Source organism: Mesorhizobium kamtschaticum, assembly GCF_056174585.1.
The window spans coordinates 6,320,312-6,346,642 of record NZ_CM149691.1; the positions used below are offsets into that span (position 1 = coordinate 6,320,312).

At 64.4% G+C, this 26,331-nt stretch carries 25 protein-coding genes; 8 read left to right on the forward strand and 17 right to left on the reverse strand.

Features of this window, described 5'->3' with window-relative positions; translation table 11 throughout:
- Nucleotides 1–12 precede the first annotated feature (12 nt).
- From AC0V7N_RS31405 to AC0V7N_RS31455, 11 genes are all read right to left on the reverse strand, one after another.
- Nucleotides 13–1,533, reverse strand: coding sequence for a zinc-binding dehydrogenase (locus AC0V7N_RS31405; RefSeq protein ID WP_475452063.1), 1,521 nt, complete (start codon nt 1,531–1,533; stop codon nt 13–15).
- 9 nt (nt 1,534–1,542) lie between these two features.
- Nucleotides 1,543–1,980, reverse strand: coding sequence for an SRPBCC family protein (locus tag AC0V7N_RS31410; protein ID WP_475452064.1), 438 nt, complete (start codon nt 1,978–1,980; stop codon nt 1,543–1,545).
- A 219-nt stretch (nt 1,981–2,199) separates the two neighbouring features.
- Complete coding sequence (locus AC0V7N_RS31415) at nt 2,200–4,386, reverse strand: flotillin domain-containing protein (RefSeq protein ID WP_496627495.1); 2,187 nt, start codon at nt 4,384–4,386, stop codon at nt 2,200–2,202.
- 83 nt (nt 4,387–4,469) lie between these two features.
- Nucleotides 4,470–6,686 carry an ABC transporter permease gene (locus tag AC0V7N_RS31420; protein ID WP_475452066.1) on the reverse strand — a complete coding sequence of 739 codons (2,217 nt, stop codon included), beginning with the start codon at nt 6,684–6,686 and terminating at the stop codon, nt 4,470–4,472.
- Entirely contained in the window at nt 6,679–7,464 is a 786-nt protein-coding gene (locus AC0V7N_RS31425; protein WP_475452067.1) for an ABC transporter ATP-binding protein, read from the reverse strand. The genes AC0V7N_RS31420 and AC0V7N_RS31425 overlap by 8 nt, the downstream gene beginning before the upstream one ends.
- Before the next feature lie 25 nt (nt 7,465–7,489).
- Complete coding sequence (locus AC0V7N_RS31430) at nt 7,490–8,737, reverse strand: ABC transporter substrate-binding protein (protein ID WP_475452068.1); 1,248 nt, start codon at nt 8,735–8,737, stop codon at nt 7,490–7,492.
- A gap of 51 nt (nt 8,738–8,788) precedes the next feature.
- Nucleotides 8,789–9,814 (reverse strand): branched-chain amino acid ABC transporter permease, encoded by a 1,026-nt coding sequence (locus AC0V7N_RS31435; RefSeq protein ID WP_475452069.1) that lies wholly within the window; start codon nt 9,812–9,814, stop codon nt 8,789–8,791.
- Nucleotides 9,811–10,860 (reverse strand): branched-chain amino acid ABC transporter permease, encoded by a 1,050-nt coding sequence (locus AC0V7N_RS31440; protein ID WP_475452070.1) that lies wholly within the window; start codon nt 10,858–10,860, stop codon nt 9,811–9,813. Before AC0V7N_RS31440 ends, AC0V7N_RS31435 begins: the two co-directional genes overlap by 4 nt.
- A complete protein-coding gene (locus tag AC0V7N_RS31445; protein ID WP_475452071.1) occupies nt 10,857–12,185 on the reverse strand; it encodes a metal-dependent hydrolase family protein in 1,329 nt (442 codons plus the stop codon). The genes AC0V7N_RS31440 and AC0V7N_RS31445 overlap by 4 nt, the downstream gene beginning before the upstream one ends.
- A 52-nt stretch (nt 12,186–12,237) precedes the next feature.
- Nucleotides 12,238–13,017 (reverse strand): alpha/beta fold hydrolase, encoded by a 780-nt coding sequence (locus AC0V7N_RS31450; protein ID WP_475452072.1) that lies wholly within the window; start codon nt 13,015–13,017, stop codon nt 12,238–12,240.
- Nucleotides 13,014–13,892, reverse strand: a complete 879-nt coding sequence (locus AC0V7N_RS31455; RefSeq protein WP_475452073.1) for a fumarylacetoacetate hydrolase family protein — start codon at nt 13,890–13,892, stop codon at nt 13,014–13,016. Before AC0V7N_RS31455 ends, AC0V7N_RS31450 begins: the two co-directional genes overlap by 4 nt.
- A 224-nt stretch (nt 13,893–14,116) precedes the next feature.
- Here AC0V7N_RS31455 and AC0V7N_RS31460 point away from each other — a divergent pair, with 224 nt between their 5' ends.
- Nucleotides 14,117–14,788, forward strand: a complete 672-nt coding sequence (locus AC0V7N_RS31460) for a FadR/GntR family transcriptional regulator (RefSeq protein ID WP_027041222.1) — start codon at nt 14,117–14,119, stop codon at nt 14,786–14,788.
- Between the two features lie 22 nt (nt 14,789–14,810).
- Here AC0V7N_RS31460 and pobA read toward each other — a convergent pair whose 3' ends face one another.
- From pobA to pcaD, 6 genes are read right to left on the reverse strand one after another with little or no spacing between them, the layout of a single operon-like run.
- Nucleotides 14,811–15,983, reverse strand: coding sequence for a 4-hydroxybenzoate 3-monooxygenase (gene pobA, locus AC0V7N_RS31465; protein WP_475452074.1), 1,173 nt, complete (start codon nt 15,981–15,983; stop codon nt 14,811–14,813).
- A complete protein-coding gene (locus AC0V7N_RS31470; RefSeq protein WP_475452075.1) occupies nt 15,983–17,035 on the reverse strand; it encodes a 3-carboxy-cis,cis-muconate cycloisomerase in 1,053 nt (350 codons plus the stop codon). The genes pobA and AC0V7N_RS31470 overlap by 1 nt, the downstream gene beginning before the upstream one ends.
- 19 nt (nt 17,036–17,054) lie before the next feature.
- Nucleotides 17,055–17,669 carry a protocatechuate 3,4-dioxygenase subunit alpha gene (gene pcaG / locus AC0V7N_RS31475; RefSeq protein WP_475452076.1) on the reverse strand — a complete coding sequence of 205 codons (615 nt, stop codon included), beginning with the start codon at nt 17,667–17,669 and terminating at the stop codon, nt 17,055–17,057.
- On the reverse strand, nt 17,669–18,424 hold the full coding sequence (gene pcaH / locus AC0V7N_RS31480) for a protocatechuate 3,4-dioxygenase subunit beta (RefSeq protein WP_475452077.1): 756 nt from the start codon (nt 18,422–18,424) through the stop codon (nt 17,669–17,671). Before pcaH ends, pcaG begins: the two co-directional genes overlap by 1 nt.
- The gene (gene pcaC / locus AC0V7N_RS31485; RefSeq protein ID WP_475452079.1) at nt 18,414–18,821 is read right to left on the reverse strand and encodes a 4-carboxymuconolactone decarboxylase; all 408 of its coding nucleotides are present in this window, start codon (nt 18,819–18,821) and stop codon (nt 18,414–18,416) included. The genes pcaH and pcaC overlap by 11 nt, the downstream gene beginning before the upstream one ends.
- On the reverse strand, nt 18,814–19,623 hold the full coding sequence (gene pcaD, locus AC0V7N_RS31490) for a 3-oxoadipate enol-lactonase (protein WP_475452081.1): 810 nt from the start codon (nt 19,621–19,623) through the stop codon (nt 18,814–18,816). Before pcaD ends, pcaC begins: the two co-directional genes overlap by 8 nt.
- 93 nt (nt 19,624–19,716) lie before the next feature.
- Here pcaD and pcaQ point away from each other — a divergent pair, with 93 nt between their 5' ends.
- The 7 genes from pcaQ (at nt 19,717) to AC0V7N_RS31525 (ending at nt 26,327) form a co-directional block, all read left to right on the forward strand.
- Nucleotides 19,717–20,634 (forward strand): pca operon transcription factor PcaQ, encoded by a 918-nt coding sequence (gene pcaQ, locus AC0V7N_RS31495; RefSeq protein ID WP_475452083.1) that lies wholly within the window; start codon nt 19,717–19,719, stop codon nt 20,632–20,634.
- A 141-nt stretch (nt 20,635–20,775) separates the two neighbouring features.
- Nucleotides 20,776–22,092 (forward strand): ABC transporter substrate-binding protein, encoded by a 1,317-nt coding sequence (locus AC0V7N_RS31500; RefSeq protein ID WP_475452085.1) that lies wholly within the window; start codon nt 20,776–20,778, stop codon nt 22,090–22,092.
- Nucleotides 22,093–22,209: 117 nt separating this feature from the next.
- The gene (locus AC0V7N_RS31505; protein WP_475460577.1) at nt 22,210–22,857 is read left to right on the forward strand and encodes an ABC transporter ATP-binding protein; all 648 of its coding nucleotides are present in this window, start codon (nt 22,210–22,212) and stop codon (nt 22,855–22,857) included.
- Nucleotides 22,854–23,582 (forward strand): ABC transporter ATP-binding protein, encoded by a 729-nt coding sequence (locus AC0V7N_RS31510; RefSeq protein ID WP_475452087.1) that lies wholly within the window; start codon nt 22,854–22,856, stop codon nt 23,580–23,582. Before AC0V7N_RS31505 ends, AC0V7N_RS31510 begins: the two co-directional genes overlap by 4 nt.
- Nucleotides 23,579–24,475, forward strand: coding sequence for a branched-chain amino acid ABC transporter permease (locus AC0V7N_RS31515; RefSeq protein WP_475452089.1), 897 nt, complete (start codon nt 23,579–23,581; stop codon nt 24,473–24,475). The genes AC0V7N_RS31510 and AC0V7N_RS31515 overlap by 4 nt, the downstream gene beginning before the upstream one ends.
- On the forward strand, nt 24,472–25,539 hold the full coding sequence (locus AC0V7N_RS31520) for an ABC transporter permease subunit (RefSeq protein WP_496627496.1): 1,068 nt from the start codon (nt 24,472–24,474) through the stop codon (nt 25,537–25,539). The genes AC0V7N_RS31515 and AC0V7N_RS31520 overlap by 4 nt, the downstream gene beginning before the upstream one ends.
- Nucleotides 25,540–25,541: 2 nt before the next feature.
- A complete protein-coding gene (locus tag AC0V7N_RS31525) occupies nt 25,542–26,327 on the forward strand; it encodes a coniferyl-alcohol dehydrogenase (RefSeq protein ID WP_496628040.1) in 786 nt (261 codons plus the stop codon).
- Nucleotides 26,328–26,331: the final 4 nt, after the last annotated feature.

A 26,331-nucleotide genomic window follows, 5' to 3' on the forward strand; every position in this document is an offset into this window, starting at 1 on the left:
TTTGAGCCTCGGTTACGGCAGCAGCACCAGCGCTCCCGTCGTGCGCCGCGCTTCCAGATCGCGGTGCGCATCGGCGGCGTTGGCGAGGGTGTAAGGCGTCGGCGCCTCGACCCGAACGACGCCCTGGCGAAGCGCCTGAAAGAACCTGGCAACGTGGGGGCTGAGTTTTTCCGGGGTATCCGTGTAGTGCGCGTAGTTCGGCCGCGAGATGGTCAGCGACTTGGAAGCGAAGCGGCCGATATCCCAATTGCCGACCGGCCCGGAAGCCTGGCCGAAGCTGACGAGATGGCCGCGCACGGCAAGGGCCGCCAGCGAGCCGCCGAACGTGTCGTTACCGACCGCGTCATAGACGACATCGGCGCCCCTGCCCCCCGTCAGCCGTATGACCGCATCGGCGAAATTTTCGCGGGAATAGACGATGACGTGGTGCGCACCGAGACGCTCGACGACACGCGCCTTGTCGTCACTCGATACAGTGGCGATCACAGTCGCGCCGAGATGACGCGCCCACTGCACCAAGAGTTGGCCGATGCCGCCAGCGGCCGCATGGATGAGGACGACGTCGCCCGGCTTTACGGCATGGACATCATGCAGCAGGAAACTCGCGCTGACGCCCTTGAGCAGGCCGGCGGCGGCAATCTCATCGGCAATGTCGTCCGAGACATGGACCAGCAGATCGGGCGCCACGTTGCGCTGCTCACTGTAAGCGCCGACCGGCGGACAGGCATAGGCAACGCGGTCGCCAATCGAAAAGCCCGACACCGCCGGTCCAACCGCTTCGATGATGCCGGCCGCCTCCATACCCGGCACGCCAGGCGGCTGCAGGAGGTCGAAAAACCCGGTGCGGCAATAGACATCAATGAAATTGACGCCGATCACCGTATGGCGGATCCGTACCTCGTTCGGCGCGGGCGGCGGCAGCCCGATTTCCCTCAGCTGTAGTTCCTCCGGCCCGCCATAGCGCTCGACAACGATCGCACGGGTCGTTGCGGTCTGGCCTGCCGCGACCCTTGACGCGACACGCGGCATGTCCAAGGACAGCGCCGGCGCGGCAATCACTTGGGGCGTTCTCGTCTCAACTGGTGGGGCCGCGCTCCTGCGTCGCAGCAGATTGCGCACGGCCGCGAAGCCGACCTGATAGATGCCTTCGGTGACCAACCTGACCAGTTCGTCGCGGCGATGCGCCGGCGGCTGGAACTCGGAGCGCCATTCCCAGAAGGTGGCATTGCCGTCGGTCACCGGTTTCAGCCGCAGCGAGGCGACATAGCCCATCAGCGGCAGCGGCGCTTCAAGCAGGCAATAGCTCAGCCGCCGGTCCTTGTCCGACAGCGCCAGCAATTGCTCGCGCAATTCGCCGCCATTGTTCAGCCTGAAGTGACGCACGGCGCCGACGGCATCGACCGGCTCGCCGCCCTCGATCTCGCTGAAGGCGATCGCCGGATGCCAGCGGTCATGGCCGTTGAAGTCGCGCAGGATCGCCCAGACCGCGTCGACCGGTGCCTCGATGATCGTGCTCTGGCAAACCCTGACCATCGGCCGGCGTCAGCGCCCGAACCGGTGTTTCAGCGCGGTCAAGGCTGTCTGGAACACCCCGTTGCCGATCTGCTGCATCAAGGATGCCTCGCGATCCGGCGCGCAGTCGAACTCCGCCTGCCATTCGGCCAAGGTGACATTGCCGTCGGTGATCGGCGTCAGCGACAGCGTGGCGACATAGTTCTCGACCGCCATCGGGCTTTCGAGGATGGCGTAGCTGCAGGACAGATCGTAATCGGACAGCGCCAGCAGCCTTTCGCGGATGCGCCCGCCGTCCTTGAGCGTGAAACTTCTGATGCAACCGATCTGGTCGGCTTGCGCATTCTGCTCGATGCGGCTCTCGGCGACGAAAGGCGCCCAGCTTGGCAATGCGTTGAAGTTGCGCACAAGCTTCCAGACTTCCGCCGCCGGCGCGGGAATGACCGAGGAAACATAGACCTTGGTCATGCTTGCGAGCCGAGGATCGAATGACGAAGTCCGCGCCCAGGCGTACCCCCCTCTGCCCTGCCGGGCATCTCCCCCTCAAGGGGGGAGATTGGCAAGTTTTCCATCTGCCCCGACATTCCGAATTTGGAGGTTGGCGACACCGTTGATGACGGCCGATCTCCTCCCTTGAGGGGGAGATGTCCGGCAGGACAGAGGGGCGCGCGACGGAACACGATCGTCTCAGTGATCGCGGTCGTCATCGTCGTCCTTGGCGGGTTTGCCCTTGCCCTTCTTGTCGCGGGTCAGGCTCGCAATGTCCTTGGCGTCGCGCAGCACGTCGGTCATGCGGCCGAGCGAGCCGCCTTCGATGCCGATCTCCTTCATCAGATTGTCGATCATCGGCGCCTGCACCCGGTAGCGCAGGGCGGAATCGATGACCTCGTCGGTGACGTTGCGGTTGCCGCCGGTGCCACCGTTGAGGCCGTCGACATGCAGGATCTTGATGCCGTCGATCTTCTCCATCGGCTTGACGCTCTCGCGGATGATGCCTTCCATGTGGTCGAGCAGTTTTCCGCGCAGGCGCCCGGCCCGCGCGCCTTCGGAAAGGATGTTCTCGGCCTCGTTGAGCTGGCGGTGGCCGGCGGCGTCGACCTCGTAACGCTGGGCGGCGGCAAGGGCGTGGATCTTCTCCGACTCGGCCGAAGCGACGGCGGCGATCTTCTGCGCCTCCGCCAGGCTCTTCGCCGCCTTCATCTCGGCGTCGGCCGCGGATGTGATGCGCAGCGCCTCGCGCTCGGCCTCGCGCTGTGCACCGATCAGATCGGTCAGCTTGCGGCGCTCGGCGATCTCACGCTCGCGGGCGGTGAAGGCCTGCTCCTCGGCCTGGACGGCCTTGGCGCGCACGGCTTCGGAAGCGGCGATCGCGGAGGAACGCTCCTGCGTCTTCTTGGCGATGTCGATCGCCTTCTGGATCTCGGCGATCTCGATCTTCTGGTCGCGCTCGACACCCATCTGCCTGATGTCGCGATCCTTGATCAGCCGCGCTTCCTCGATGCCGCGCTCGGTGGTGATGCGGGCGCGTTCGACCTCTTCGCCGGCCGAAATCTCGGCCTCCTCGAAGGCCTGACGCTTGGCGATCTGCAGCGCCTCGAGGTGGCGCTCCCTTGCGATCCTGACCTCGTCTATGGCGCGATCCTGCGCGATACGCGCCGTCTCGGTCGCCTGGTTCTCGACGATCTCGGCGCGACGCTTTTCTGCCTCGGCCTTCGTCACCTCCAGCGCCTTTTCGGCCAGCGCGATCTGGCGTTCCAGTTCGGCGACCTCGAGCAATTTCTTGCGCTCGATCTCGAGCTGGCTCTGCGTGCCTTCGCGCTCGATGCGCGCCTTCTCCAGCGACAGTTCGAGCGCGATCTGCTCGCGCTCGGTCAGTTCGCGCATCTTCATCTCGGTTTCGTCGAGCGAACGGCGGCGCGCGATCTCGCGGCGCTGCGTGTCTTCCTCGCTCTTGATGCGCTCCTCGGTGATGTTGCGCTCCTGGTTGAGCCGCGATTTCTCGACCGCCTCGCGTGACGAAAGTTGTGCCTGCTCGGATTCCTGGTCGCGCAGCGCGCGATCGATGGCCAGTTCCGAGCGCTGCGCGGCGCGGCGGATCTCGACCTCGCGCTCCTGTTCGAGGCGCGCATATTCGCTGTCGCGGTCGATCTCCAGCACCTTGCGCTGGGTGTCGAGATTCTGGTTGCGGATGTCGACCAGCGTGCGCTGCTCGATCTCGTTGCGCATCCGGCGCCTGGTCTCGATCGATTCCGTCAGTTGGGTCAGGCCTTCGGCGTCGAAGGCGTTGGACGGGTCGAAATATTCGAGGCTTGTCTGGTCGAGGTCGACGATGGCGACGCTTTCCAATTCGAGCCCGTTGGCTGCGAGCGACTCTTCGGCCAGCCTGCGCACCTTGGCGGCGTAGTCGCCACGCAATTCATGCATTTCTTCCAGCGTCATCTGGGCGGCGACGGTGCGCAAGGCGCCGGCAAACTTGCCTTCGAGCAATTCGCGCAAGCTGTCGGGCTGCAGCGTGCGGCGGCCGAGCGTCTGCGCGGCTGCGGCGACCAGCTCGCGACTGGCGCCGACACGGACGAAGAACTCGGCGATCAGGTCGACCCGCATGCGATTCCTGGTGATCAGAGCATGGCCGTCTTCGCGGCGCACCTCGATGCGCAGCACGTTCATGTTGACCGGGGTAATTTCATGCAGCACCGGAATGACGAAGGCGCCGCCATTGACCACCACCTTCTCGCCCATGAAGCCGGTGCGCACGAACGCCGTCTCCTTGGTCGAGCGGCGATAGAGCCAGCGCAAGATATAGACGGCGATCACCACGACGACCGCGGCGATGATCAGCCACAACAGGAAAGCGCCAAAGGTCTGCGCGTCCATGATCTATCCTCCCCAAGACAATGCGGTCGGCGCAAGACGACCGATTTCAAACATCCACCCATAGGGTGGTGAAGTCCAATTCTTCATGCCCGCCTCTGCAGCTTCGGCGTGATCGCGTGGAACGCAGCGATCGCCGCATCGACGAAAGGCGTGTCATTGATGTTGGCCCGCACCCGCTCGACATGGCGCAAAGGTGTGCGGCGCACCGTCTTCTCGATCGCCTCGAACAGAGCGTTGTCGGCTTCCGGATCATGAAACGGCTGGCCTGGTGCGTCGAGCATCGAGACGCCGCCCTCGGGCAGCAGGAAGCGCACCGGGCCGTTCATCGCGTTGAGCCGCGCGCCGATCCATTCGCCGAATGCGCGGTTCTCGTCGCGCGTGGTGCGCATCAGCGTGACGTTGGGATTGTGGATGACGAATTTGCGACTGCGGAATTTCTCCGGCACGCTGTCGCGCGGGCCGAAATTGACCATGTCGAGCGCCCCGGTCGAGCCGACATAGGGCAGTCCGGTGCGGATCGCCGCGCCAAAGCGATCCTCGGTCGCCGGGAAGACGCCGCCGACGATCATGTCGGCCACCTCAGTGGTGGTGAGATCGAGGAAGGCCGACAGCAGGCGGGAGTCGCCGAGGTTTTCCATCGCCCGCCCGCCAATGCCGGTGGCATGGAAGACGAGACAGTCATAGTCGGCTTCGAGGCGTTTGGTGACCGCTTGCACCAGAGGCGTGGTGACGCCGAACATGGTGATGCCGACGGCCGGCCGCGCCAGCTTGCGTTTTGCTTCCCAAGCCTCGGCATTGGGCAATTGCGCGACCATGCCGGCCATGGCGTGCGCGGCGTTGGACAGCACGGCTTCAGTGATCGAATTCAGCCCCTGCACATCGGCGACCGAATGGAACATCATGATGTCGACGCCGCCGACATATTGGGCGACATCGCCGGCCGCCACCGTCGAGACCATCAGCTTGGGGATGCCGACCGGCAGCACGCGCATGCCTGCCGTCGCCAGCGTGGTGCCGCCGGAGCCGCCGGCTGAGATGATACCACCGATGCGCGGCTCGCGCTCGATCCAGCGCGCGAAGGCCTCCGCCATGGCGCTGACCGAGCCGCCGCGGTCGTTGGTGAAAACGGCGGATGATCCGCGCGCGTGCATCCCCGCCACCTGCATGGCGGGCACATCGGCGCTCGTCGGTTTTCCCGATGTCGACAGGTCGACGGTGCGCACGGGCAGACCCAATGACTTCAGCCGGTCGGCGACGAAGCGCAATTCCTTGCCCTTGGTGTCGAAAGTGCCGACGACCAGCACGGTTCTGCCGATGCGTTCGGCAAACGGGATGGCGAAGATTTTTTTCGCATCGTCTTGCGGTGCTACCTTGTCGACCGCTGCCTGGCGCAGTTCAGTGACCGGCACATTCCAGCGGTTGGGCAGTTCGGTGACCGGACGATAGACGCCATTTTGCGGCGTCGGCTCGGCCGAACCGGCGCCAGCCCGGTCGACGCGATACACTTCCGCCAGTTGTTCCCTGGCCTGCGCCACTTCCGCCGGCGTGACCTGTGCTTCCTCGGCATGGCGGCCGACGCCGAGCAGGCGTTGCTGCAATTCACGGTCGGCGGCGAGTGCCTTGGCGTCCATCAGCCGGTTGATGCGGCCATTGACCATGATGGCGACCTGGTTCGACACAGCAGTCGCCACACCGATATTCTGCTCGATGACCAGCACCGCCATCTCGCCTTCGGCGGCGAGATCGACCAGCATCTTCTCGACCTGGTCGACGATGACCGGCGCCAGCCCCTCGGTCGGCTCGTCCATGACCAGCAGCTTCGGGTCGCTGAGCAGCGCGCGCGAAATGGCCAGCATCTGCTGTTCGCCGCCCGACAGCTGCGAGCCGCCATTGCCGCGGCGCTCGGCCAGGCGCGGGAAGGTCTGGTAGACGCGCTCGACCGTCCAGCTGGCATCGCGCCTGTTGCCGGCGGCAAGGCGCAGATGCTCGTCGACCGTCAGGCTCGGCCAGACACGGCGGCCTTGCGGCACATAGCCGACGCCGAGGCGGTGGATTTCGTGCGGTTCGAGGGACGTGATCTCGCGACCGTCGACGCGGATCGAACCGGACTTCGCCCGCTTCAGCCCGACAATGGTGTTGCAGAGCGTCGACTTGCCCATGCCGTTGCGGCCGACCACCGACAGCACGCCGCTTTCCAGCATCAGCGAAACGCCCTGCAGGGCATGGCTTTCACCATAGAAGACCTGCAGATCGTCTATCCGCAGCATTGCCTTGGCCACCTTCCCGGGACGCTCAGCCATGCTTGCCCCCGAGATAGATTTCCTGCACTTCGGGATCGGCCTCGATCTCCTGCGGCGTGCCTTCCTTGAACAGGCGGCCATTGTGCATCATCGAGACATATTCGGAGACGCGCAGCGCGACGTCCAGATCATGCTCGATGATGATGTAGCCGATGTGCTTGGGCAGCGCATTGAGGATGGCGACGAGGTCGCGTCGTTCGGTCGGTGACAGGCCAGCCGCCGGCTCGTCGAACAGGATAAAGCGGGGGGCGCCGGCCAATGCCAGCGCAATCTCCAGCTGGCGCTGCTGGCCATGGCTCAGCGTCGCCACCAGCGTGTCGCGATAGGCTTCGAGATGCACGGCGTTGAGGATCGATTCCGCCTGCACCATGTTGACGTCGTTTGCCGCTGGGCGCAGCAGCGAGAACCTGCGGCGAGAGACACCGCGGCACGCGAGAAAGATGGAATCGAGAACCGACAGGCCCTTGAACAATTGCGATATCTGATAGGTGCGACGCAGGCCGCGCCGGATGCGTTCATGCGGCGGCAGGTCGGTGATGTCCTCGCCGAAGAAACGGATGCGCCCCGCCGTCGGCAGGAAGTCGCCGGTCACGGCGTTGAACAATGTGGTCTTGCCGGCGCCGTCGGAACCGAGGACCGCGCGCCGTTCGCCGGCCGCGATCCTCATGGTGATGCCCGAGAGCGCCACCAGCGCCCCGAAATGCCGCGCCACGCCATCGAGCTCCAGCGCGTAGGCGCCGGTGCTCTGGAGGTGGTTTGCTGCGAAGCTTTCGGTCACTGGCGGCTGCACTCGAAATCAGGTGTTACGGGCAGCTCGGATTGTCGCGGTTGACCGCGCCGAGCTTCATGAACTCGTCTTCGGGAATGCCGAGCGTCTGGTTGACCTGCGGCACGACCTTGACCAGCTTGTTCATGAGACTGCCGTCGGCACCTTCGGTGACCTCGGTCAGGAAGATGTCGGCGATGGCGTTGCGGTTCTTGTCGAGCGACACCTTGCCGGTCGGCGTGTCGAAGGACAGTTTCGACAGCGCATCGCGCAGCTTCTTGCCACCGTCGGAGACATCGCCGCCGACCTGGTCGAGGCCAAGCAGCGTCGCCTTCATGTCGACATAGTAGCCATGGGCGAAGAGCGAGGGCGACGGAAACGCGCCCGGCTGCTTCTTGTAGGCTTCGACGAAGGTCTTCCAGGCCGGCGCGTCATTGGTGTCGGCGGTCGGGCCGGCCGAGGGCGTGCCTTTCAGCACATCCTTCAGCTTGCCTTTCGAGGTCAGCACCGTCTGGTCGACGGTGATCGAGCCGCCGATCAGCGGCGCGGTGCCGCCGCTTTGCTGGTACTGGGTCAGGAAGTTGACGGCATCGGCGCCGCCGAGTGCGACATAGATCGCGTCGACGCCTTCAGGGATGGCGGCGATGACCGACGAAAAATCCTTGTTGCCGATCGGCACCCAGGATTTCGACGGCACATGGCCGCCAGCCTTGCAGAACTCGGCCATGAAGCCGAACACCTGCGTGTAGGGGAAGGAATAATCCTCGGCGACGGTGGCGACCTTCTTGTAGCCCTTGTCCTTGAAGGCATAGCTGCCGAGGCCGGCCATCCATTGCGCGCCATCAGTCGAGAAGCGGAAGAAATTCTCCGCTGGATCGCGCAGCGTAGTGTCCTGCGCGGCCGAGGTGCCGTTGATGAAGGTCACGTTCGGCTGCGTCTTGGCATAGTCCTTGACGGCAAGGCCTTCGTCACCCGAGAGCGGGCCGACCAGCACCTTGACGCCATCCTGTTCGACCAGCTTGCGCGCCGCGCGCACCGCACTGTCGGGCGAGGCATCGGACGAACCCTTGACGATCTCGATCTTCTTGCCGGCGACGGTGCCGTTCATCTCGGCGACCGCGGTCATGGCGCCGCGCTCACCGTCTTCGCCCAGCACCGTGAACGGTCCCTCGAAAGTGGCGAGCAGGCCGATCTTGATGGTGTCGTCGGCAGCCAGCGCCATCGAAGGCGCCGTCAGCCCGGTGAACACCGCGAGCGCCAGTAAAGTACGTCTATGCATCCTCATGATTTTCCTCCCGTTGATTTCATTTTGCAGTGGTTCATTCCATCCCGGTTGCTACGGTCCGGGACGCAAGGACTCCTGGACAAGATGTGGCTTGATCCTCCCCCACAACCCAAGAATTCCATCCGGTGAAACGAAGACGATCACCAGAAACACCATGCCGATCAGCGTGTTGAACCGCTCGGCGCCGACGATGTCGATGGCGAAGGTCTGCATCAGGATAACGACGACCGCGCCGAGAAATGGCCCGATCGGATGGCGCAGGCCGCCGATGACGGCAATGATCAGCACGTCAATCGCCGCATCGACGCCGATGGTGCCGGGCGAGACGCGGCCGTTGAACCAGACCAGCAGCACGCCCGCCAGTCCGGCGATGAAGCCGGCCAGCAGCCAGGCGAACACCTTGTGCGCGGTGACGTGGTAACCCAGCGCGCGCATGCGGCGCGGGTTGTCGCGGATCGCTTGCAAGGTCATGCCGAAGGTCGAGCGCGAGCCGTAGAGCACGGCGGCGTAGGACAGCACCGCCAGTCCAAGACAGAGATAATAGAAAGGCCTGGGGTCGCGCCAGTTGACGCCCCAGAACACCGGGGCGCGGATGCCGGCATAGCCGGAATGGCCGTTGAAGATGGCGTAGTTCTGCTGCGCGAAATAGTAGATCGCGGTGGCGATCGCCAGCGTGATCATGATGGTGTAGATGCCTTCGGTGCGCACCGAGATCCAGCCGATCAGCGCCGACGCCAATGCCGCCGCAAGGAGGGCGAACGGCACTGTGAGCCACCACGGCCAGCCAAAGCCGAGGACGTTGGAATTGTTGTTGCCGAGAATGGCGATGGCATAGGCCGCTATGCCGGCGACCGTGATCTGCGCCAGGCTGACCATGCCGCCATAGCCGGCGAGCAGCATCAGTGACAGGCCGAGCATGCCGAAGATCAGCGAGTAACCGCCGATCTGCGTCAGGAAGAAATCCGAGGCCACCAGGGGATAGAGCACCAGCGCGACACCAAGGATGATGTGGCCGGCGCCGAGCTTCTCCAGCCAGTTCTGCTGCGTTGCGCCGGTGGTGGCGATGGCCAGGCTCATCTCGCCTTCCCCATAATGCCTTGCGGCCGGACCGCCAGCGTCACCACCATGATGACGAAGGTCAGCACGATGCCGTAGGTCGGGAAGTAGACGAGGCCGATCTGTTCGGCGAGGCCGATCAGCAGCGCGCCGATGGCGGCACCGGTGATCGAGCCCATGCCGCCGACGATGACGACGACCAGCGAGGCGAGGAGGTAGCGGACGTCCTCGCCCGGCGCGACCGACAGTGCGGAGCCACCGACGACGCCGGCAAAGCCGGCAAGGCCGGCGCCGACGGCAAAGACGATGGCGAACACCGCATGCACATTGACGCCGGACGCCTGCAGCATGGCGCGGTCGTCGACGCCGGCGCGGATCATCATGCCGACGCGGGTCTTGTGCAGCATCAGCCAGAGGCCGACACCGATGACGATCGCCGCCGCCAGCACGACGACGCGGTAGAGCGGATAGGTGAGGAAGACCGAGGCGCCGTTGGAGCGCACCGCGGTGATGATCGGCAGCGTCAAGGCACCGTCAAGCCATTCCGGCGTGGTGATCTGATAGGTGCCGCCGGCCCACACCGCCAGCATCAAATCGGCGGCGACGATCGAGATGCCGATCGAGACCAGGGTCTGGCGAAGGTCGTCGCCTTCGAGGCGGCGGAAGACGAAGACCTGCATGACGACGCCGACGATGGCCAGTACCGCAAAACCGGCGGCGACGCCGAGCAGCCAATAGCCGGTGCGGCTGGTGACCTCGTAGCCAATATAGGCGCCGAGCAGATAGAGCGAGCCATGCGCGAGATTGACGTTGCGCATCAGGCCGAAGATCAGCGTGAAGCCACTGGCGACGAGGAAATAGAGGCCGGCCAGCGTGATGCCGTTGAGGATGGCGCTGACGAAGGCCTTCTTGGAAATCAGGATCGCGTTCAGCCAATCCGGCCAGACGGCGAAGACCAGCCATGCCACGACGGCGGCGGCAAGCAGGCCGACGAGGCTCCAGGCCTGCCGGCGTGTCACGCCGCCGCTTGTGAGCGACGACGAAGTTGGCTGGTCGAGCAGACTCATGCCGTCAGCCGCCGGCGCTGTTCGTTCATGCGCGGCGCCTTGTGGAACTTGCCGTCCTTCATGATGGCGAGGATGCGGTTCTTGTCCTGCAGGATGCGCACGTCGGCGATAGGATCGCCGTCGATCAGCAGCATGTCGGCGAGGTAACCTTCCTTGATCATGCCGAGTTCGTCGCCCATGTTCATGATCTGGCCGCCATACTTCGTGCCGGCCTGGATCGCCTCCATCGGCGAGAAGCCGAGCATCTCGACGAAGGTCTGGATGTCCTTGGCGTTGGTGCCTTGCGGCGTCCAGGCAAAGCCATAGTCGCCGCCGATGCAGACACGGATGCCGCGCCGGTGCATCTTCTTCATCGTGTCGATGCACATTTCGAGTTCGCGCTCATATTCGAGCGACAGCGGCGAGCCCGGCTTGATGCCCCATTGCTCGGCATGGCGCGCAGTGTTGATCAGCCAGGCGATGCCGGGCGCCACAAAATGCTTGTCCTTGACCGCCTCGAGCATGTCGAGCGCCTCCTCGTCGGCGAAGGAGGCATGGTAGATGTTCTGGATGCCGTGGCGAACGCACTGCTTGACCGAGCCGGACGAACGCGCATGCGCCGACAGCACCTTGTTGCGGCAGCGCGCCTCGGAGGCGGCCATGGCGACCTCTTCCTCCGACATCGGCGTCTCCTCGGCGCCCATGCCGGTGATGCTTTCGCCCGACAAATTCAGCTTGATGGAATCGACGCCGTATTTGATCAGCTGGCGCACGGTGCGGCGAATTTCCTCAGGACCGGAAACGACGATGCCGAGATTGAGACCTTCATGCGGTATGTGCGACGGCGAGGAATCGCCGAGGCCGCCGACCGTGGTGATCTCCGGTCCCGCAGCGAGATAGCGCGGTCCGGGGAAACGGCCCTGGTTGATGAATTTCTTGGCGACGACATCGAGGCGCGGCTTGGCGGCGGCAGCGCCCCGGCCGGCGGTGAAGCCGGCATCGAGCACCAGCTTGGCCATCTCCATGGTGACCAGCATATGCTCCTCGATTTCCATCATCTGGATGGGATCGATGCCGGGGGCGTTGTTCCAGGACAGATGCAGATGCGCGTCGATCATGCCCGGCATCAGCGTCGCGCCCATGCCGTCGATCACGGTTGCCCCGCCGCTATAGGAAGACGACGAGGACGAGCCGAAGCGCGACGAGCCCTTGGTGATCTGCTTGATGCGGTTGCCCTGCACCAGAACCTCGCCGGTGTATGGATATTCACCGGTCGCGTCGAGCACGCGCACATTGGTGAAGAGCGTGCCGTTCGAGCCGTTGCCGTTCCAGCTGTCGTCTGCCATCACAAGCCTCCCAACTTGCCGAGCGCGTAGTTCTACGCCCGATCTGAAATTCTCACCTATCAACCCGTCTCAAAAAATCGGCGAGCTTCTGGCTGCTTTCGCGCGGGCTTTCCACCGTGGCCCAGTGCCCGCACCGATCCAGGGACGAGAATACGGCGCCCTTGATCTTGTCGGCAAGCGCCTGCCCGACCCCTTGCGGATTGACCGTGTCGGCATCGCCCGTGACCAGCAATGTCGGCGCCGAGATCCGGCGCGGGTCGACCGCGATCGCCTTGGCCAGCGCCTCGCAGGTGCGGGCATAGGATTCAGGATCCTGCCTGGTGATCGATTCCCGCACGAAGGCAACGGCCGCCGGCGATGTCTCCCTCGTATGTGCCGAAATCGCATTGGCGACGATCTGGTCGGCGATGTCGGCGATACCGCCCGAACGCGCCAGCCGCGCCCGGTTGCCGAGCCCTTGCCTGGTTGCTTCGGCCGGTTCCGCCAGCGCGCCAAACAGCGTCAGCGATTTAACCAGCGAGGGCTGCGTCGCCACTATCTGCTGGCAAACGATGGTGCCCATCGAATGGCCGACAAAATGTGCCGTCGTGACTCCCATGCCGGCCATGGCACGAATGACAGCCTCACTCATGCCTTCGATGGTCAGCGGTTCGATCGGGCGCGGCGAACGGCCGGAGCCCGGCAGGTCAAGCCGGATGACGCGGTAGCCGGACAGTGCCGCCATCTGCGGCTGGAACATGTTCGATGTGCCGCCGAGACCGTGAATCATCACCACGGCAGCGCCCTCGCCGACGACTTCGGCAACCACCTGGCCAACCGTCACCGTGGTCATTGCGCATGCTCCGCGAAGCGGTTTTCCAGCGTGCCGATGCCGTCGATCTCGATGCGCACGACGTCGCCGGCCTTAAGGTATTTCGGCGGATCGAAGCCGATGCCGACGCCGACCGGCGTGCCGGTGGCGATGATGTCGCCGGGCTTCAGCGTGATGCCTTGCGACAGCGTGGCGATGATGGTCGGGATGTCGAAGATGAGCAATGATATCTGCGAATTCTGGCGCAGATCCTCGTTGACGAAACACCGGATGCCGGCGGTCGCCAGGTCGAGCTCATCCCTGGTCACCGCCCATGGCCCCATCGGACAGAACGTGTCCTGCGATTTGCCGATCAGCCACTGGCTGTATTTGCCTTGCAGGTCGCGCGCCGTGACATCGTTGACGATGGTGTAGCCCCAGACATGATCGAGCGCATTCTCCCTGGAGATGCCACGCCCGCCCTTGCCGATGATGACGGCGAGCTCCGCCTCGTAGTCGATGGCCGTCGAGACCGACGGGTCGATCAGCACGCTGGCGTGGTTGGCGACGACCGATTCAGGCACTTTGGAAAAGATGATCGGGTGCTTGGGGATCGCGCCGGCGCCGGCGCTGGAATCAAAACCGCTGCGGGCGAATTCGTGGGCGTGTTCGTGATAGTTCTTGCCGACGCAGAAGATGTTGCGACGCGGCTGCGGGATCGGCGCCTCGATCTCGACCTGCGCCAAGGGGATCGACGACAGGGTACGTGGCAGACCTGAGCCGTTGCGCTCGATCAAAGCCAGAATGCCTGATTTGGCCTGGTCGACGGTAAAATCGAAAGGGGCGATGGTCTGGGCATCGAGATCGACAAGGCCGACACGACGTTCACCGGCGATCGAAAAAGTCGCGACCCGCATCCAGTTCCTCCCTGAACCAATATTGAGCCAATTATTCGCTCTTTTGTTACACGCTATCGCCGATTGGTTTAGCCCGCAAGAGGAATTTAGGCTGGTCATACCAAAAAGGATTCAATCGCCATCCCTGCCGCTTCATACGATGTTGAAGAGCGCCGTGCGATGGACGGAGGTAGCGGAAGCTGCTATCAATGGTTCAGTATCGGATCAGATAAAAGTTGCCAGACATGCCAAAGCTCGTCGCCAACGATATCGCCACCGCGCTGAAGAAACGCATTTCATCAGGCGAATGGATCGAGAATGGCCGCATGCCGCCGGAGCGCGACCTGGCGAGCGAATTCGGCGTGGCGCGCAACACGGTGCGGCGCGCCGTCTCCTTCCTTGAGGATGACGGCACCGTGGTGCGGCATGTCGGACGCGGCACCTTCCTGACCGCCACCAATCCCAGTTCGATGGCGGCGGTTGTCGGCAGGATGGAAGGCACCAGCCCGGCCGACATGATGGAGATCCGGCAGTTGCTGGAGCCGGCGGCGGCCGCCTTCGCCGCCACCAACGCCAGCGCCATGGAACTCAACGCGGTGCGCGAGGCACACAAGATCGCTTCGGAGTCGCAGGACATGCCGACCTTCGAGCATTGGGATGCGGAATTCCACCACCGCATCTTCGCTTGCTCGCGCAACGATTTTCTCAAGGAGATCCACAATCTGATGCGCATCCTGCGCAATCAGGCGCCATGGTTCGAGATGAAGAAGCGCTCCTTTTCCGAGGAGCGCCGCGGCATCTATTGCAGCGAACATCAGACCGTTCTCGACGCGCTGCTGCGGCGCGACCCCGAAAGCGCCAGCCAGGCCATGCTGGCGCATCTGAGAACCGTCGAGCGCAATCTGCTGGGACGGTAGCAGCCGGATTGCTTGCCGCCGGTCAGTAAGGCAACCCGACATAGTTCTCGGCGAGCGCGGTCGATGCCGCCCGCGAATGCACGAGATAGTCGAGTTCGGCTTCCTGGATGCGCTGGCCGAAGTCGCCGGTGTCGGGAAAGCGGTGCAGCATCGTCGTCATCCACCAGGAAAAGCGCACCGCCTTCCAGACCCGCGCCAGCGCCTTGGCTGAATAGGCGTCGATGCCAACCATGGATTTGTCGCGGTAGTAATCGCGAAAACCGGCAAAGAGATAGCGTACGTCGCTGGCGGCGAGGTTGAGGCCCTTGGCGCCGGTCGGCGGCACAATGTGGGCGGCGTCGCCGACCAGGAACAGCCGGCCGAAGCGCATCGGCTCGGCGACGAAGGAGCGCAACGGCGCGATCGACTTTTCGAAGGATGGCCCGGTGGTGACGCTTGCCGCCGTCTGTTCGGGCAAGCGGCGGCGCAACTCGTCCCAGAAGCGGTCGTCGGACCATGCCTCGACATGGTCGTCCTGCGGGCACTGCACATAGTAGCGGCTGCGGTGCGTCGAGCGCATCGAGCACAGCGCAAAACCACGCTCGTGGTTGGCATAGACCAGTTCGTGATCGGCCGGCGGCACCTCGGCCAGCACACCGAGCCAGCCGAACGGATACTGACGCTCGAAGGTTTTCAGCGCACGCTCCGGCACCGATTTGCGGCTGACGCCGTGATAGCCATCACAGCCGGCGATGAAGTCGCAGTCGACACGATGAGTGATGCCGTCCTTGTCGTAGGTGACGAAAGGCGCGGCGCCGTCGAAATCATGCAGCGCGACATTGGCGGCCTCGTAGACGGTGACGAGCCCTGCCGCCTCGCGCTTGTCCATCAAATCATGCGTCACTTCGGTCTGGCCGTAGACGGTAACATGCTTGCCGCCGGTGAGCGCGGCGAGATCGATGCGGTGCAGGCGCCCGTCGAAAGCGAGCGAAATGCCGGAATGCGGCAAGCCTTCGGCATGTAGTCTTGCGGCAGCACCCGCTTCTTCCAGCAATTCGACCGTGCCCTGTTCGAGCACCCCTGCCCGCACGCGGCCGAGCACATGCTCGCGGCTCGAGCGTTCCAGAATGACGGTCTCGACACCGATGCCGGCCAGAAGCTGCCCGAGCAGCAGGCCGGACGGTCCGGACCCGATGATGGCGACCTGGGTGCGCATCAGTGGCCGAGGCTTTCGATCTGTGCGGCCAATTCGGCGGCGAGCCGCAGCGACGCGGCGGTGGCGACGGTCATCTGCGGCAGCAGCAGCCATTCCAGCGTCCAGGCCGTGCCCGAGCGCTCCTGCTCATGTACCAGTGCCTGATGCATGCCGGAAAGCTGCGTAGCGTTGAAGCGGGCGAGCGCCACCAGCGCTTCCGCCTTCACGGGGTTCTGCTTGTGAGGCATGGCTGACGAGCCGCCACCGCCCGACAGCGCGATGTCCGTCCCAGCCATCGCCATCAGCGCGATGTCCTGACCGAACTTGCCAAGACTTCCCGTTACCAGTGACAGCCAGCCGGAGAAGTCGACAACCGCGTCGCGCTGGCTATGCCATTGCGGCGCGTCGGCAAGACCGAGTTTTTCGGCAAGTGCGGCGCGCACCGCCGGCCCCTTGCCACCAAGCTTTTCCAGCGTGCCGGCGGCGCCGCCGAACTGCACCACGAGCAGGCGCCGCGATTGTTCCGACAATCTTTCCTGATGCCGTTGCAGCGGAGCCCGCCACGCCGTCACGCGATCCGCCACATGAACAGGGATCGCTGGTTGCATGCGCGTCATGCCGGCCAGCGCCCTGCCCCCGAAGCGTTCTTCAAGCGAGGTGAGCCGTATGATGGTCTCGGTCAGCAGCAGGCCGAGATGCTCGGCGACGGATTTCAGCCGGAGCATCAGGCCGGTATCGATGACGTCCTGGCTGGTCGCGCCGAAATGCACCTTGTCGCCATGCGGTTCACCGACCACAGCCCTGATCTGGCGCACCAGTTCCGGAACCATGACGCCATCCCTGGCGACACCGGCCCGCAGCAAGGTTGTGTCCGGCCGGAACGAGGCCAGTGTCGCCACGATCGCTGCCGCCGCATCCCTGGCGATGATTCCGTTTTCGGCCTCCGCTTCGGCCAACGCGTGTTCGAAGGCCAGCATCGCCTCGATTTCCGCGTCGACGGAAAAATGACGGCTCGCTTCCTCGTCACCAAGGAGGGCGGAAAGCAATGGATGATCGAAGGGCGATACGGTCATGTCCTGCTCCTCCTGACCATCAGCTGTCGAAGAAGACCGTTTCCTTCTCCCCCTGGAGATGGACGTCGAAGACGTAGGTGTCGCCCTGGCGCTCGGCGATCAGCGTCGGCACGCGGATGCGGTGCTCGATGCGCGCCAGGATCGGATCCTCAGCATTGGCCTTTTCCTCGTCGGAAAAATAGAGCCGCGTGTGCAGGCCGAGATTGATGCCGCGGGCGACGATCCACAGCGTGATATGCGGCGCCATCAGGCGACCATCCCGGAATGGCACGCGGCCCGGCTTGATCGTCTCAAACGCACAGACGCCTGTTTCCATATCGGTCGGGCAACGGCCCCAGCCCTGGAAATTCGGATCGGCGGCACCGCGCAATTCGGCCGGCGAATTGTAAAACCCGGCCGCATCCGCCTGCCAGATCTCGATCAGCGCATCCTTGAGCGGCGTGCCGGTGCCGTCGAGCACCCGGATCTTGAGACCGATGCGCTCGCCTTTGGTCTTGTCGTTGACCATGGTCGCGCCGAGGTCGGTCGCATAGACGCCGCCGATGCCGCAGAAATTCGGCGTCAGCCCGATATGGACGTAAGGGCCCGCGGTCTGCGAGGGGCTCTCCCTGAGCCGGTCGAGCGACTGGGCCATCAATTGCCCTCCAGCCGGTTTTCGAACAGCGACGAACGGCGGCCGCGCAGCACAATGTCGAATTTGTAGGCGAGCGCATCCATCGGGATCGTCGCCTGCGTGTCGAGGATGGCCGTCAGCGCCTCGATGGCCGCCTTGTCGGCGATACCGCGCACGATCGGACATTTCCAGATCAGCGGGTCGCCCTCGAAATACATCTGCGTGATCAGGCGCTGGGCAAAGCCATGGCCGAAAACCGAGAAATGGATGTGCGCCGGGCGCCAGTCATTGGGACCGTTCGGCCAGGGATAGGGACCGGGCTTGACGGTGCGAAAGGCGTAGCCACCATCCTCGCCTGAAATGGTGCGGCCGCAGCCGCCGAAATTCGGGTCGAGCGGCGCCAGATAGCCGTCCTTCTTGTGGCGGTAGCGGCCACCGGCATTGGCCTGCCAGAATTCGAGCAGCACGCCGGGAACACCAATGCCGCGCTCATCAAGCACGCGCCCATGGACGATGATGCGCTCGCCGATGGCGCTCTCGCCCGGCCTGGCGAAATTATGGATCAGATCGTTGTCGAGTTCGCCGAGCATGGCGTGGCCGAAGACCGGTCCCGCTATTTCCGACAGCGTGTTGTCGAAGGACAAAAGCGCCTTCTGCGGCGAGCGCAGCACCGAACTCTTGTAGCCCGGCGTCAGCGCCGGCGGATGCCATGTCCGATCGCGCTGGAAGAAGGCGCCGGTCTCGGGCCTCCGGTTCGAGCCGGACTCAGCTGGCATTGTCGGCTCCGTCCATTTCCGAAAACACGTCCTTGGCTATTCTGAAGGCACGGTTGGCGGCCGGCACGCCGGCATAGATGGCGACATGCAGGAACGCCTCGCAGATATCGTCGCGCGTCGCACCGGTGTTGGCGGTGGCGCGCACATGCAGGGCGACCTCCTCATCATGGCCGAGTGCGGCGAGCAGCGCCAGGGTGACGATCGAGCGCTCGCGCTTGCTGAGGCCTGGCCGTGCCCACACCGTTCCCCAGGCGGCCTCGGTGATCAGTTCCTGGAAAGGCTGGTCGAAATCGGTGGCGGTGATCTCGGCCCGATCGACATGCCGGTCGCCAAGAACGGAGCGCCGCACCGCGAGGCCGGTGCGATATCTGGCGGCGTTGCCGGGGACTTCATCCATGGGTTTGTGCTCCAGAGGCAAGCGATACGACAAAATCGCGGATCAGCGCGACCAGCGCCTTGGGCTGTTCGACGCAAGGAATATGTCCGGCGTCGCGGATGATTTCGAAACGCGCGCCGGGAATCAGATCGGCCAGCGAACGGACGAGATCGGGAGGTGTCGAGCCATCCTGGTCGCCGGCAATGCAAAGCGTCGGCACCGCGATGCGACGTGCCGCTTCGGTGAAATCCGCGTCGCGAACGGCCGCGCAAGTCCCGAGATAACCGGCGACAGCCTGCCGGGTCATCATGTTCCAATAGCCATCCAGCTCGGCCACCCGTGCGGTGTGGAAGGCGGGGGTGAACCACACTTTGAGCACGCCATCGGCAATGGCCTGGATGCCCTTGCTTTCGACCGTTGCGATGCGAGTGTTCCAGCTCTCGTTGGTGCCTATCTTGTGGGCCGTGTCGCACAGGATCATCGCCTCGACGAGCTCCGGCCGCCTGGCATAGAGCCCTTGCGCGATCATGCCGCCGACCGACAGGCCGCACAGCACGACCTTCTCCAGCCCGAAATGATCGATGAGCGCCGAGAGGTCGTCGACATGATCGTCGATCGACCTGATGTCGCCGATATCGGACAGCCCGTGGCCGCGCTTGTCATAGACCAGCAAGGGCATTTCGCCATCAAGTGCGGCGACAATGTCGTCCCAGATGCGGAAGTCGGTGCCCAGCGAATTGATGAATATGATCGTGCGCGCATTGCCGGTCGCCTTGACGTGGCGATGATGCAGCGTGATGCCGCCGATGGTAACGAATGGCACGATTTCGATCCTCCACCCCCACATTGCACAAGGCATTTGGTTCGGTAAAATGATATTTTGCGCCGTTTCATTAACTCAGGGGTTATCAAATCCATGGCCGAGAGCCGCATCCGCTTCCGTCACCTACAGGCATTCCTGGAGGTCGCGCGGCAAGGAAGTGTGGCCCGCGCCGCCGACTTCCTGCATGTCAGCGCGCCGGCGGTGACCAAGACCCTGCGTGAACTGGAAGAGGCGCTCGGTGTCGCCGTTGTCGAACGTGACGGGCGCGGCATCCGCGTCACGAGGCTTGGTGAGATATTCCTTGGCCATGCCGGCTCGGCGATCACGGCGTTGAAGCGCGGCGTCGATTCCGTGCGCCAGGACGGCGCCATCAATCGCCATCCGATCCGCATCGGCGCGCTGCCGACAGTGTCGGCCAAGGTCATGCCGCGGGCCATGAGCCTGTTCCTCGGGGAAAACACCGGCGCCGCGATCAAGATCGTCACCGGCGAGAACGCCGTGCTGCTCGAACAATTGCGTACCGGCGCACTCGATCTCGTCGTCGGTCGGCTGGCGGCGCCCGAAAACATGACCGGCTTCTTCTTCGAGCACCTCTATTCCGAGCAGGTGCTGTTCGTGGTGCGGGCCGGACATCCGCTGCTGGAACCGGAGGCGGACATTTTCGCCAGGCTCGACGAATTCCCGGTGCTGATGCCAACCCGGGAATCCGTCATCCGCCCCTTTGTCGATCGCCTCTTCATCACCAACGGCATGACCGCGCCGGCAACCGAGATCGAAACCGTCTCGGACTCCTTCGGCCGCTCCTTCATGCGGCAGAGCAATGCGGTGTGGATCATTTCGGCGGGCGTCGTCGCCAACGAAATCGCCAGCGGCGCCTTCGTCGCCTTGCCGGTCGACACCGACGAAACCAAAGGACCGGTCGGCCTGACGATGCGCACCGACACTGCCCCCTCGCCAGCTTTCACCATCTTGCTGCAAACCATTCGCGAGGCGGCCAGACCGGGCAAATGAGTGTTAGGCCATTCAAACCGGCTCAGTTCCTGATCGCGAATCTCCTAACCCTGGGGTTAATGAAACACCGCAAAATATCATTTTACCGAACCAAAACGCTGGTGCACTGTACCGATGGAGGAGCCACAGAGGGAGGAACGCATGACCCATTCTATCGGCAGCAAATCCAGCATTCGCGGCATTTCGCGGCGCCAGTTCATCGCCACCTCGATCGCCGGAGGTGCTGCGCTGACGTTTGGCGGCCGCAAGGCCTTCGCCCAGGCAGGCGACACGCTCAAGGTCGGCTTCGTCAGTCCGCGCACCGGGCCGCTGGCAGGCTTTGGCCAGACAGACGGCTACGTGCTCGATCTGGCGCGCAAGGCGCTGGCCGGCGGTCTCGAGATCGGCGGCAAGAAATACAGTGTGGAAATCCTCGACCAGGACACGCAATCGGATCCGTCACGCGCGGGCCAGCTCGCCAAGGACCTGATCAACAACCAGGCCATCGACCTGATGCTGGCGGTGTCGACGCCGGAGGTGATCAACCCGGTGGCCGATGCCTGCGAGGCCGCCGGCGTGCCGTGCCTGTCGACGGTTATGCCCTGGGAAGCCTGGTATTTCGGCCGTGGCGCCAAGCCGGGCGCGCCCTCGCCGTTCAAATGGACCTATCATTTCGGCTTCGGCGTCGGCGAGTTCTTCAAGACCTACATCTCGCAATGGAACCTGATCGAGACCAACAAGAAGGTCGGCGTCATGTATCCCAACGACGCCGACGGCAACGCCATCCGCGCCAATCTGGCGCCTCTTTTGGCGAAACAAGGTTTCACCATAGTCGATCCGGGCGCCTACGAAACCGGCACCACCGACTATTCCTCGCAGATCGCGCTGTTCAAGCAGGAAGGCGTGGAGATCTTCAACTCGTTCCCGATCCCGCCGGACTTCGCCGCCTTCTGGCGCCAGGCGGCGCAGCAGGGGCTGATCAAGCAGATCAAGATCTGTCAGGTCGCCAAGACCGGGCTGTTCCCGTCCGACATCGAGGCTCTCGGTGACCTCGGCATCAAGATTTCGAGCGCCGCCTACTGGCACAAGGCCTTCCCCTACAAGTCGCCGTTGACCGGCGCTTCGGGAACCGAATTGGCCGACGGCTATGAGGCGGCAAGCGGCAAGCAGTGGACGCAGCAGCTCGGCGCCTCGATGTCGCTGCTCGATGCCGGCTTCGAAGCGCTGAAGGCCAGCACCGACGCCAAGGACAAGGCGGCGGTGGCCAAGGCGCTGAGCACGCTGAAGACCGAGACCATGATCGGTAAGGTCGACTTCACCAGCGGCCCGGTGGCCAATGTGTCGCCCGGCCCGATCATCGGCACGCAGTGGGTGGCGGCCAAGGAAGGCAGCAAATTCCCGCTCGATTACGTGGTGACCGAGAACGCCACCGATCCGAAAGTGCCTGTCGAAGCCAAGCTTCTGCCATACAACGGCTGATGGATCGCTGACGAGGGCCGCCTGGTGACCCATCCGCAACAACAGGCTGTTCTCACTGCCGTCGGCATCCACAAGCGCTTCGGTGCGCTCGTGGTGCTGGATGCCGTCGACTTTACGATGGGTGCCGACGAGGCGGTCGGCATTGTCGGCCCGAACGGCGCCGGCAAGACGACGCTGCTCAGCGTGCTTTCGGGCGCCTTTCCGCCGAGTGCGGGGACGGTCAGCTTCAAAGGCGGCGACGTGACGTCCCTGCCGGCGACGCAGCGCTGCCGACTCGGTCTGGTGCGCACGCATCAGTTGCCGAAACCGTTCAGCGGCATGACCACTTTCGAGAATGTCTTCGTCGCCGCCTCGCATGGCGCCGGCCTCGGCCGTGACGAGGCCTATGAGGAAGCGCTCGGTTCGCTGAAATTGTGCGGCATGCTGGGCGTTGCCAACCGGCGAGCCGAGACGCTCGGCCTGCTCGACCGCAAGCGGCTGGAACTGGCGCGGGCGCTTGCCGCGCGACCGACGCTGCTGCTTCTGGACGAGATCGGCGGCGGGCTGACCGACGGCGAGGCCAGCGAACTTGTCGACACGATCAAGGAGTTGCGCCGGCGCAAGATCGGCATCGTCTGGATCGAGCACATCGTCCACATCCTGCTGCAGGTGGCCGAGCGGCTGATCTGCATGGATGCGGGAAAAATCATCGCCGACGGCGAGCCGCAAGCGGTCATGGCCGACCCCGAGGTCGTGCGCGCCTATCTCGGCGGAGGCCCAAAATGAGCCTGCTGTCGGTCGAGAACCTGGTTGTCCGGCATGGCTTGCTGCAGGCGGTGCGTGGCGTCAGCTTCTCTGTCGAGCGTGGCGAAACGCTGGCGCTGGTCGGCGCCAATGGCGCTGGCAAGACGACGCTGCTCAGGGCGATCGCCGGCGCGCACCAGCCGGCGGCCGGCCGCGTGCTGCTTGACGGCGCCGACCTCACCAGCGTGCCATCGCACAGGCGCGTCGGCATGGGCATCGCGCTGGTGCCGGAGGGACGAAAACTGTTCGTGCAGATGACGGTGGAAGAAAACCTTCTGCTCGGCAAGACCGCCGGCCGCCCAGGCGACTGGAGCGTCGACAAAGTGCTGGAGATGTTTCCCAATCTGAAGCCGCGCCGCCACGCAAAGACAGGTCACCTGTCGGGCGGTGAACAGCAGGCGACGGCGATCGGCCGGGCGCTGATGAGCAATCCCGACGTGCTGCTGCTCGACGAGGTTTCGCTCGGCCTGTCGCCGCTGATCGTCGACCGTGTCTATGCGGCCCTTCAGGGGCTGATCGCTTCCGGCACGACGATCATCCTCGTCGAACAGGACCTCAACCGCGCGCTTTCGGTATCCGACAGGGTCATCTGCATGCTCGAAGGGCGGGTCGCGCTGGAAGGCCCGAGCAAGACGGTTTCGCGCGACGATGTGACCAAGGCCTATTTCGGCCTGCACCGGAAAAGCCCTGGGAGCGTTCCGGCATGAGCAACCAGATCATTCAGGGCATTCTGCTTGGCGGCTATTACGCGCTGATCGCCTGCGGCCTGTCCTTCATGTTTTCGGTGATGCGGATCATCAACCTCGCCCATGGCAGCCTCGCCGTGTTCGCCGCCTTTGCACTGTGGTGGCTCGCCTCCCGGTTCCATGTCTCGCCCTTTGTCGGCCTGCTCATCGTGCTGCCGCTGATGGCTCTGATCGGCTGGGCGCTGCAGCGCTTCCTGCTCGAGCGCAGTGCGCGCGGCGGGGCGCTGCTGCCGATCCTGACCACGTTTGGCCTCGCCATCGTCATTGACAACATGCTGTTCGAGCAATTCGGCGCCGACACCCGTTCGCTGGCGCCCTATATCGGCAGCCTGTCCTATGATTCCTGGGAATGGCCGGGCAGCATCTACGTCGGCAAGCTCGCCGTCATCATGTTCGCCACCGCCGTGATCCTGCTTGGCGGGCTGCAACTGTTCCTCACCCGCACAAGGCTTGGCCGTTCGATCCGCGCCACTTCCGAAGACCCTGATACGGCCGGCCTGGTCGGCGTCGATGCGCGCCGCGCCAATGCGATAGCCGCAGCCATCGCCATGGTCACGGTCGGCCTTGCCGGCGCCTTCCTCGGCATGCGCGCCACCTTCGATCCCTATGCCGGCGCGCCGCAATTGCTGTTTGCTTTCGAGGCGGCGGTGATCGGCGGTGCTGGTTCGCTGTGGGGAACGCTGATCGGTGGCATCGTGCTGGCGCTCGCCCAGACGCTCGGTGCCCAGGTGCACCCGCAAGGTTTTCTGATCGGCGGCCATGCCGTGTTCCTCGTCGTGCTGTTCGTGCGGCTTTCGACATCCGGCCTTGGCCTGCGCGGCCTGTTGCGCCTGCCTTCCCGGAGCGCGTCATGAGCGCCGTCTCGACCTCGCCGGTCATCGAGCGCGGCACGGCGACGTCGCGGCTCGCCGCCATTGCGGTGGCGATCATCATCGCACTGCTTGCGATCGCACCGCAGTTCCTGTCGGCCGGCGCGGTCGACCGTATGACCGCGCTGTTCATCTATGTGATCCTGGCGGCGATGTGGAACGCGCTGGCCGGCTTCGGCGGCCTGGTCTCGGTCGGCCAGCAGGTGTTCTTCGGACTCGGCGCCTATTTCGCCATCCGACTGGCCGATGCCGGGCTCAACCCTTTCGCCTCGCTTTTCGTTTCGGCTGTTGTCGTCGGCGCCATCTCCTGGCCGCTCTCGCTGTTCATGCTGCGGCTGAGGAACGGCGAGTTCGCTATCGGCATGTGGGTGATCGCGGCGCTGACGCATCTGCTGGTCAATCTCGACCGGCTGGTGCAGGGCGAAACCGGCACCTCGCTGATCTCGCTCAACGTCTACGACGCCGGCACCAGACGGGTAACGATCTACTGGCTGGCGCTGGCCTCGATGACCGCCCTGCTCGCCGTCCTGTTCGGCCTGCTGCGCGGCAACACCGGTGCCGCGATCCGCGCCATCCGCGACAATGAGGATGCCGCCGCCTCGGTCGGTGTGCGCGTCACCGGCACCAAGCGGCTGCTGTTCGTGCTTGCCGCTTTCGGCATCGGCATCGCCGGCGCGCTGTGGCTGGCGACCTCCATCACCTTCCAGCCGAAAACCTACTTCAACGTGCAGTGGACGGCCTACATGATCTTCATGGTGCTGGTCGGCGGCATCGGCACGTTCGAGGGCGCCATTTTGGGCGCGCTGGTGTTCTTCCTCATCGAGACCTGGTTCGGCGGCACCGGCGTCTGGTACCTGGTCGGCCTCGGCGCCACGGCCGTGCTGTTCTCGCTTTTCCTGCCGCGCGGCCTGTGGGGAACGATCGAGGAGCGCTTCGGCCTACGCCTGCTGCCAGTCGGCTACCGTGTCAGGCTTCCGGGAAATGCTCCGGCCGATGACAGCACCGCGCCTTCGCCGGAGCGAACCACACAGCATCAGGAGAAGGCATGACCATGCTTTTCGGCAAGACCATCCTCATCACCGGCGTCGCTTCCGGCATCGGCGCCCGCACGGCGGAGCTCGCCGGCCAGCTCGGCGCCGACGTCATCGGCGTCGATGTGCGCGAGCCGGCGGCAGTGGTTGGCAGTTTCGTCAAGGCCGACATCTCCTCGAAAGCCGGTGTCGACGATCTCATCGCGCGCCTGCCGCAGCGCATCGACGCGCTCTGCAATGTCGCCGGCCTTTCCGGCAGTACCGGCGCGGCATCGACACTGGCCGTCAATTTCTTTGGCCTCAGGGCACTTTCGGAAGGCCTCGCGCCAAGACTTCGCGAAGGCGGCGCCATCATCAACGTCGCCTCGATCGCCGGCTATGGCTGGCGCGCCAACCTGAGCCGCGCCGCCTCGATGGTCGCCATCGAGGGCTTTCCCGATGTCACCGACGTGGTCTGCACGCACGCGGTCAGGAACGAGGAAGGCTATCCCGTTTCCAAGGAACTGCTGCTGTTGTGGACCTTCCGCGCGGCGCACCAGGATCTGTTCAAACGCCGTGGCATCCGCGTCAATGCGGTCAGCCCCGGCCCGGTCGAGACGCCGATCCTGAAACAGTTCCGCACCGTGCTTGGCGACGCCCGCGTCGACAGCGACATCGCAAGGGTCGGCCGCGCCGGCACGTCGGGCGATATCGCCCCGGTCGTGCTGTTCCTGTGCTCGGACGGCGCGCGCTGGATCAACGGCGCCAACGTGCCGGTTGACGGTGGCCTCGAAGCATCGATCAATGCCGAAATGTTCGGCTTCTAATTCA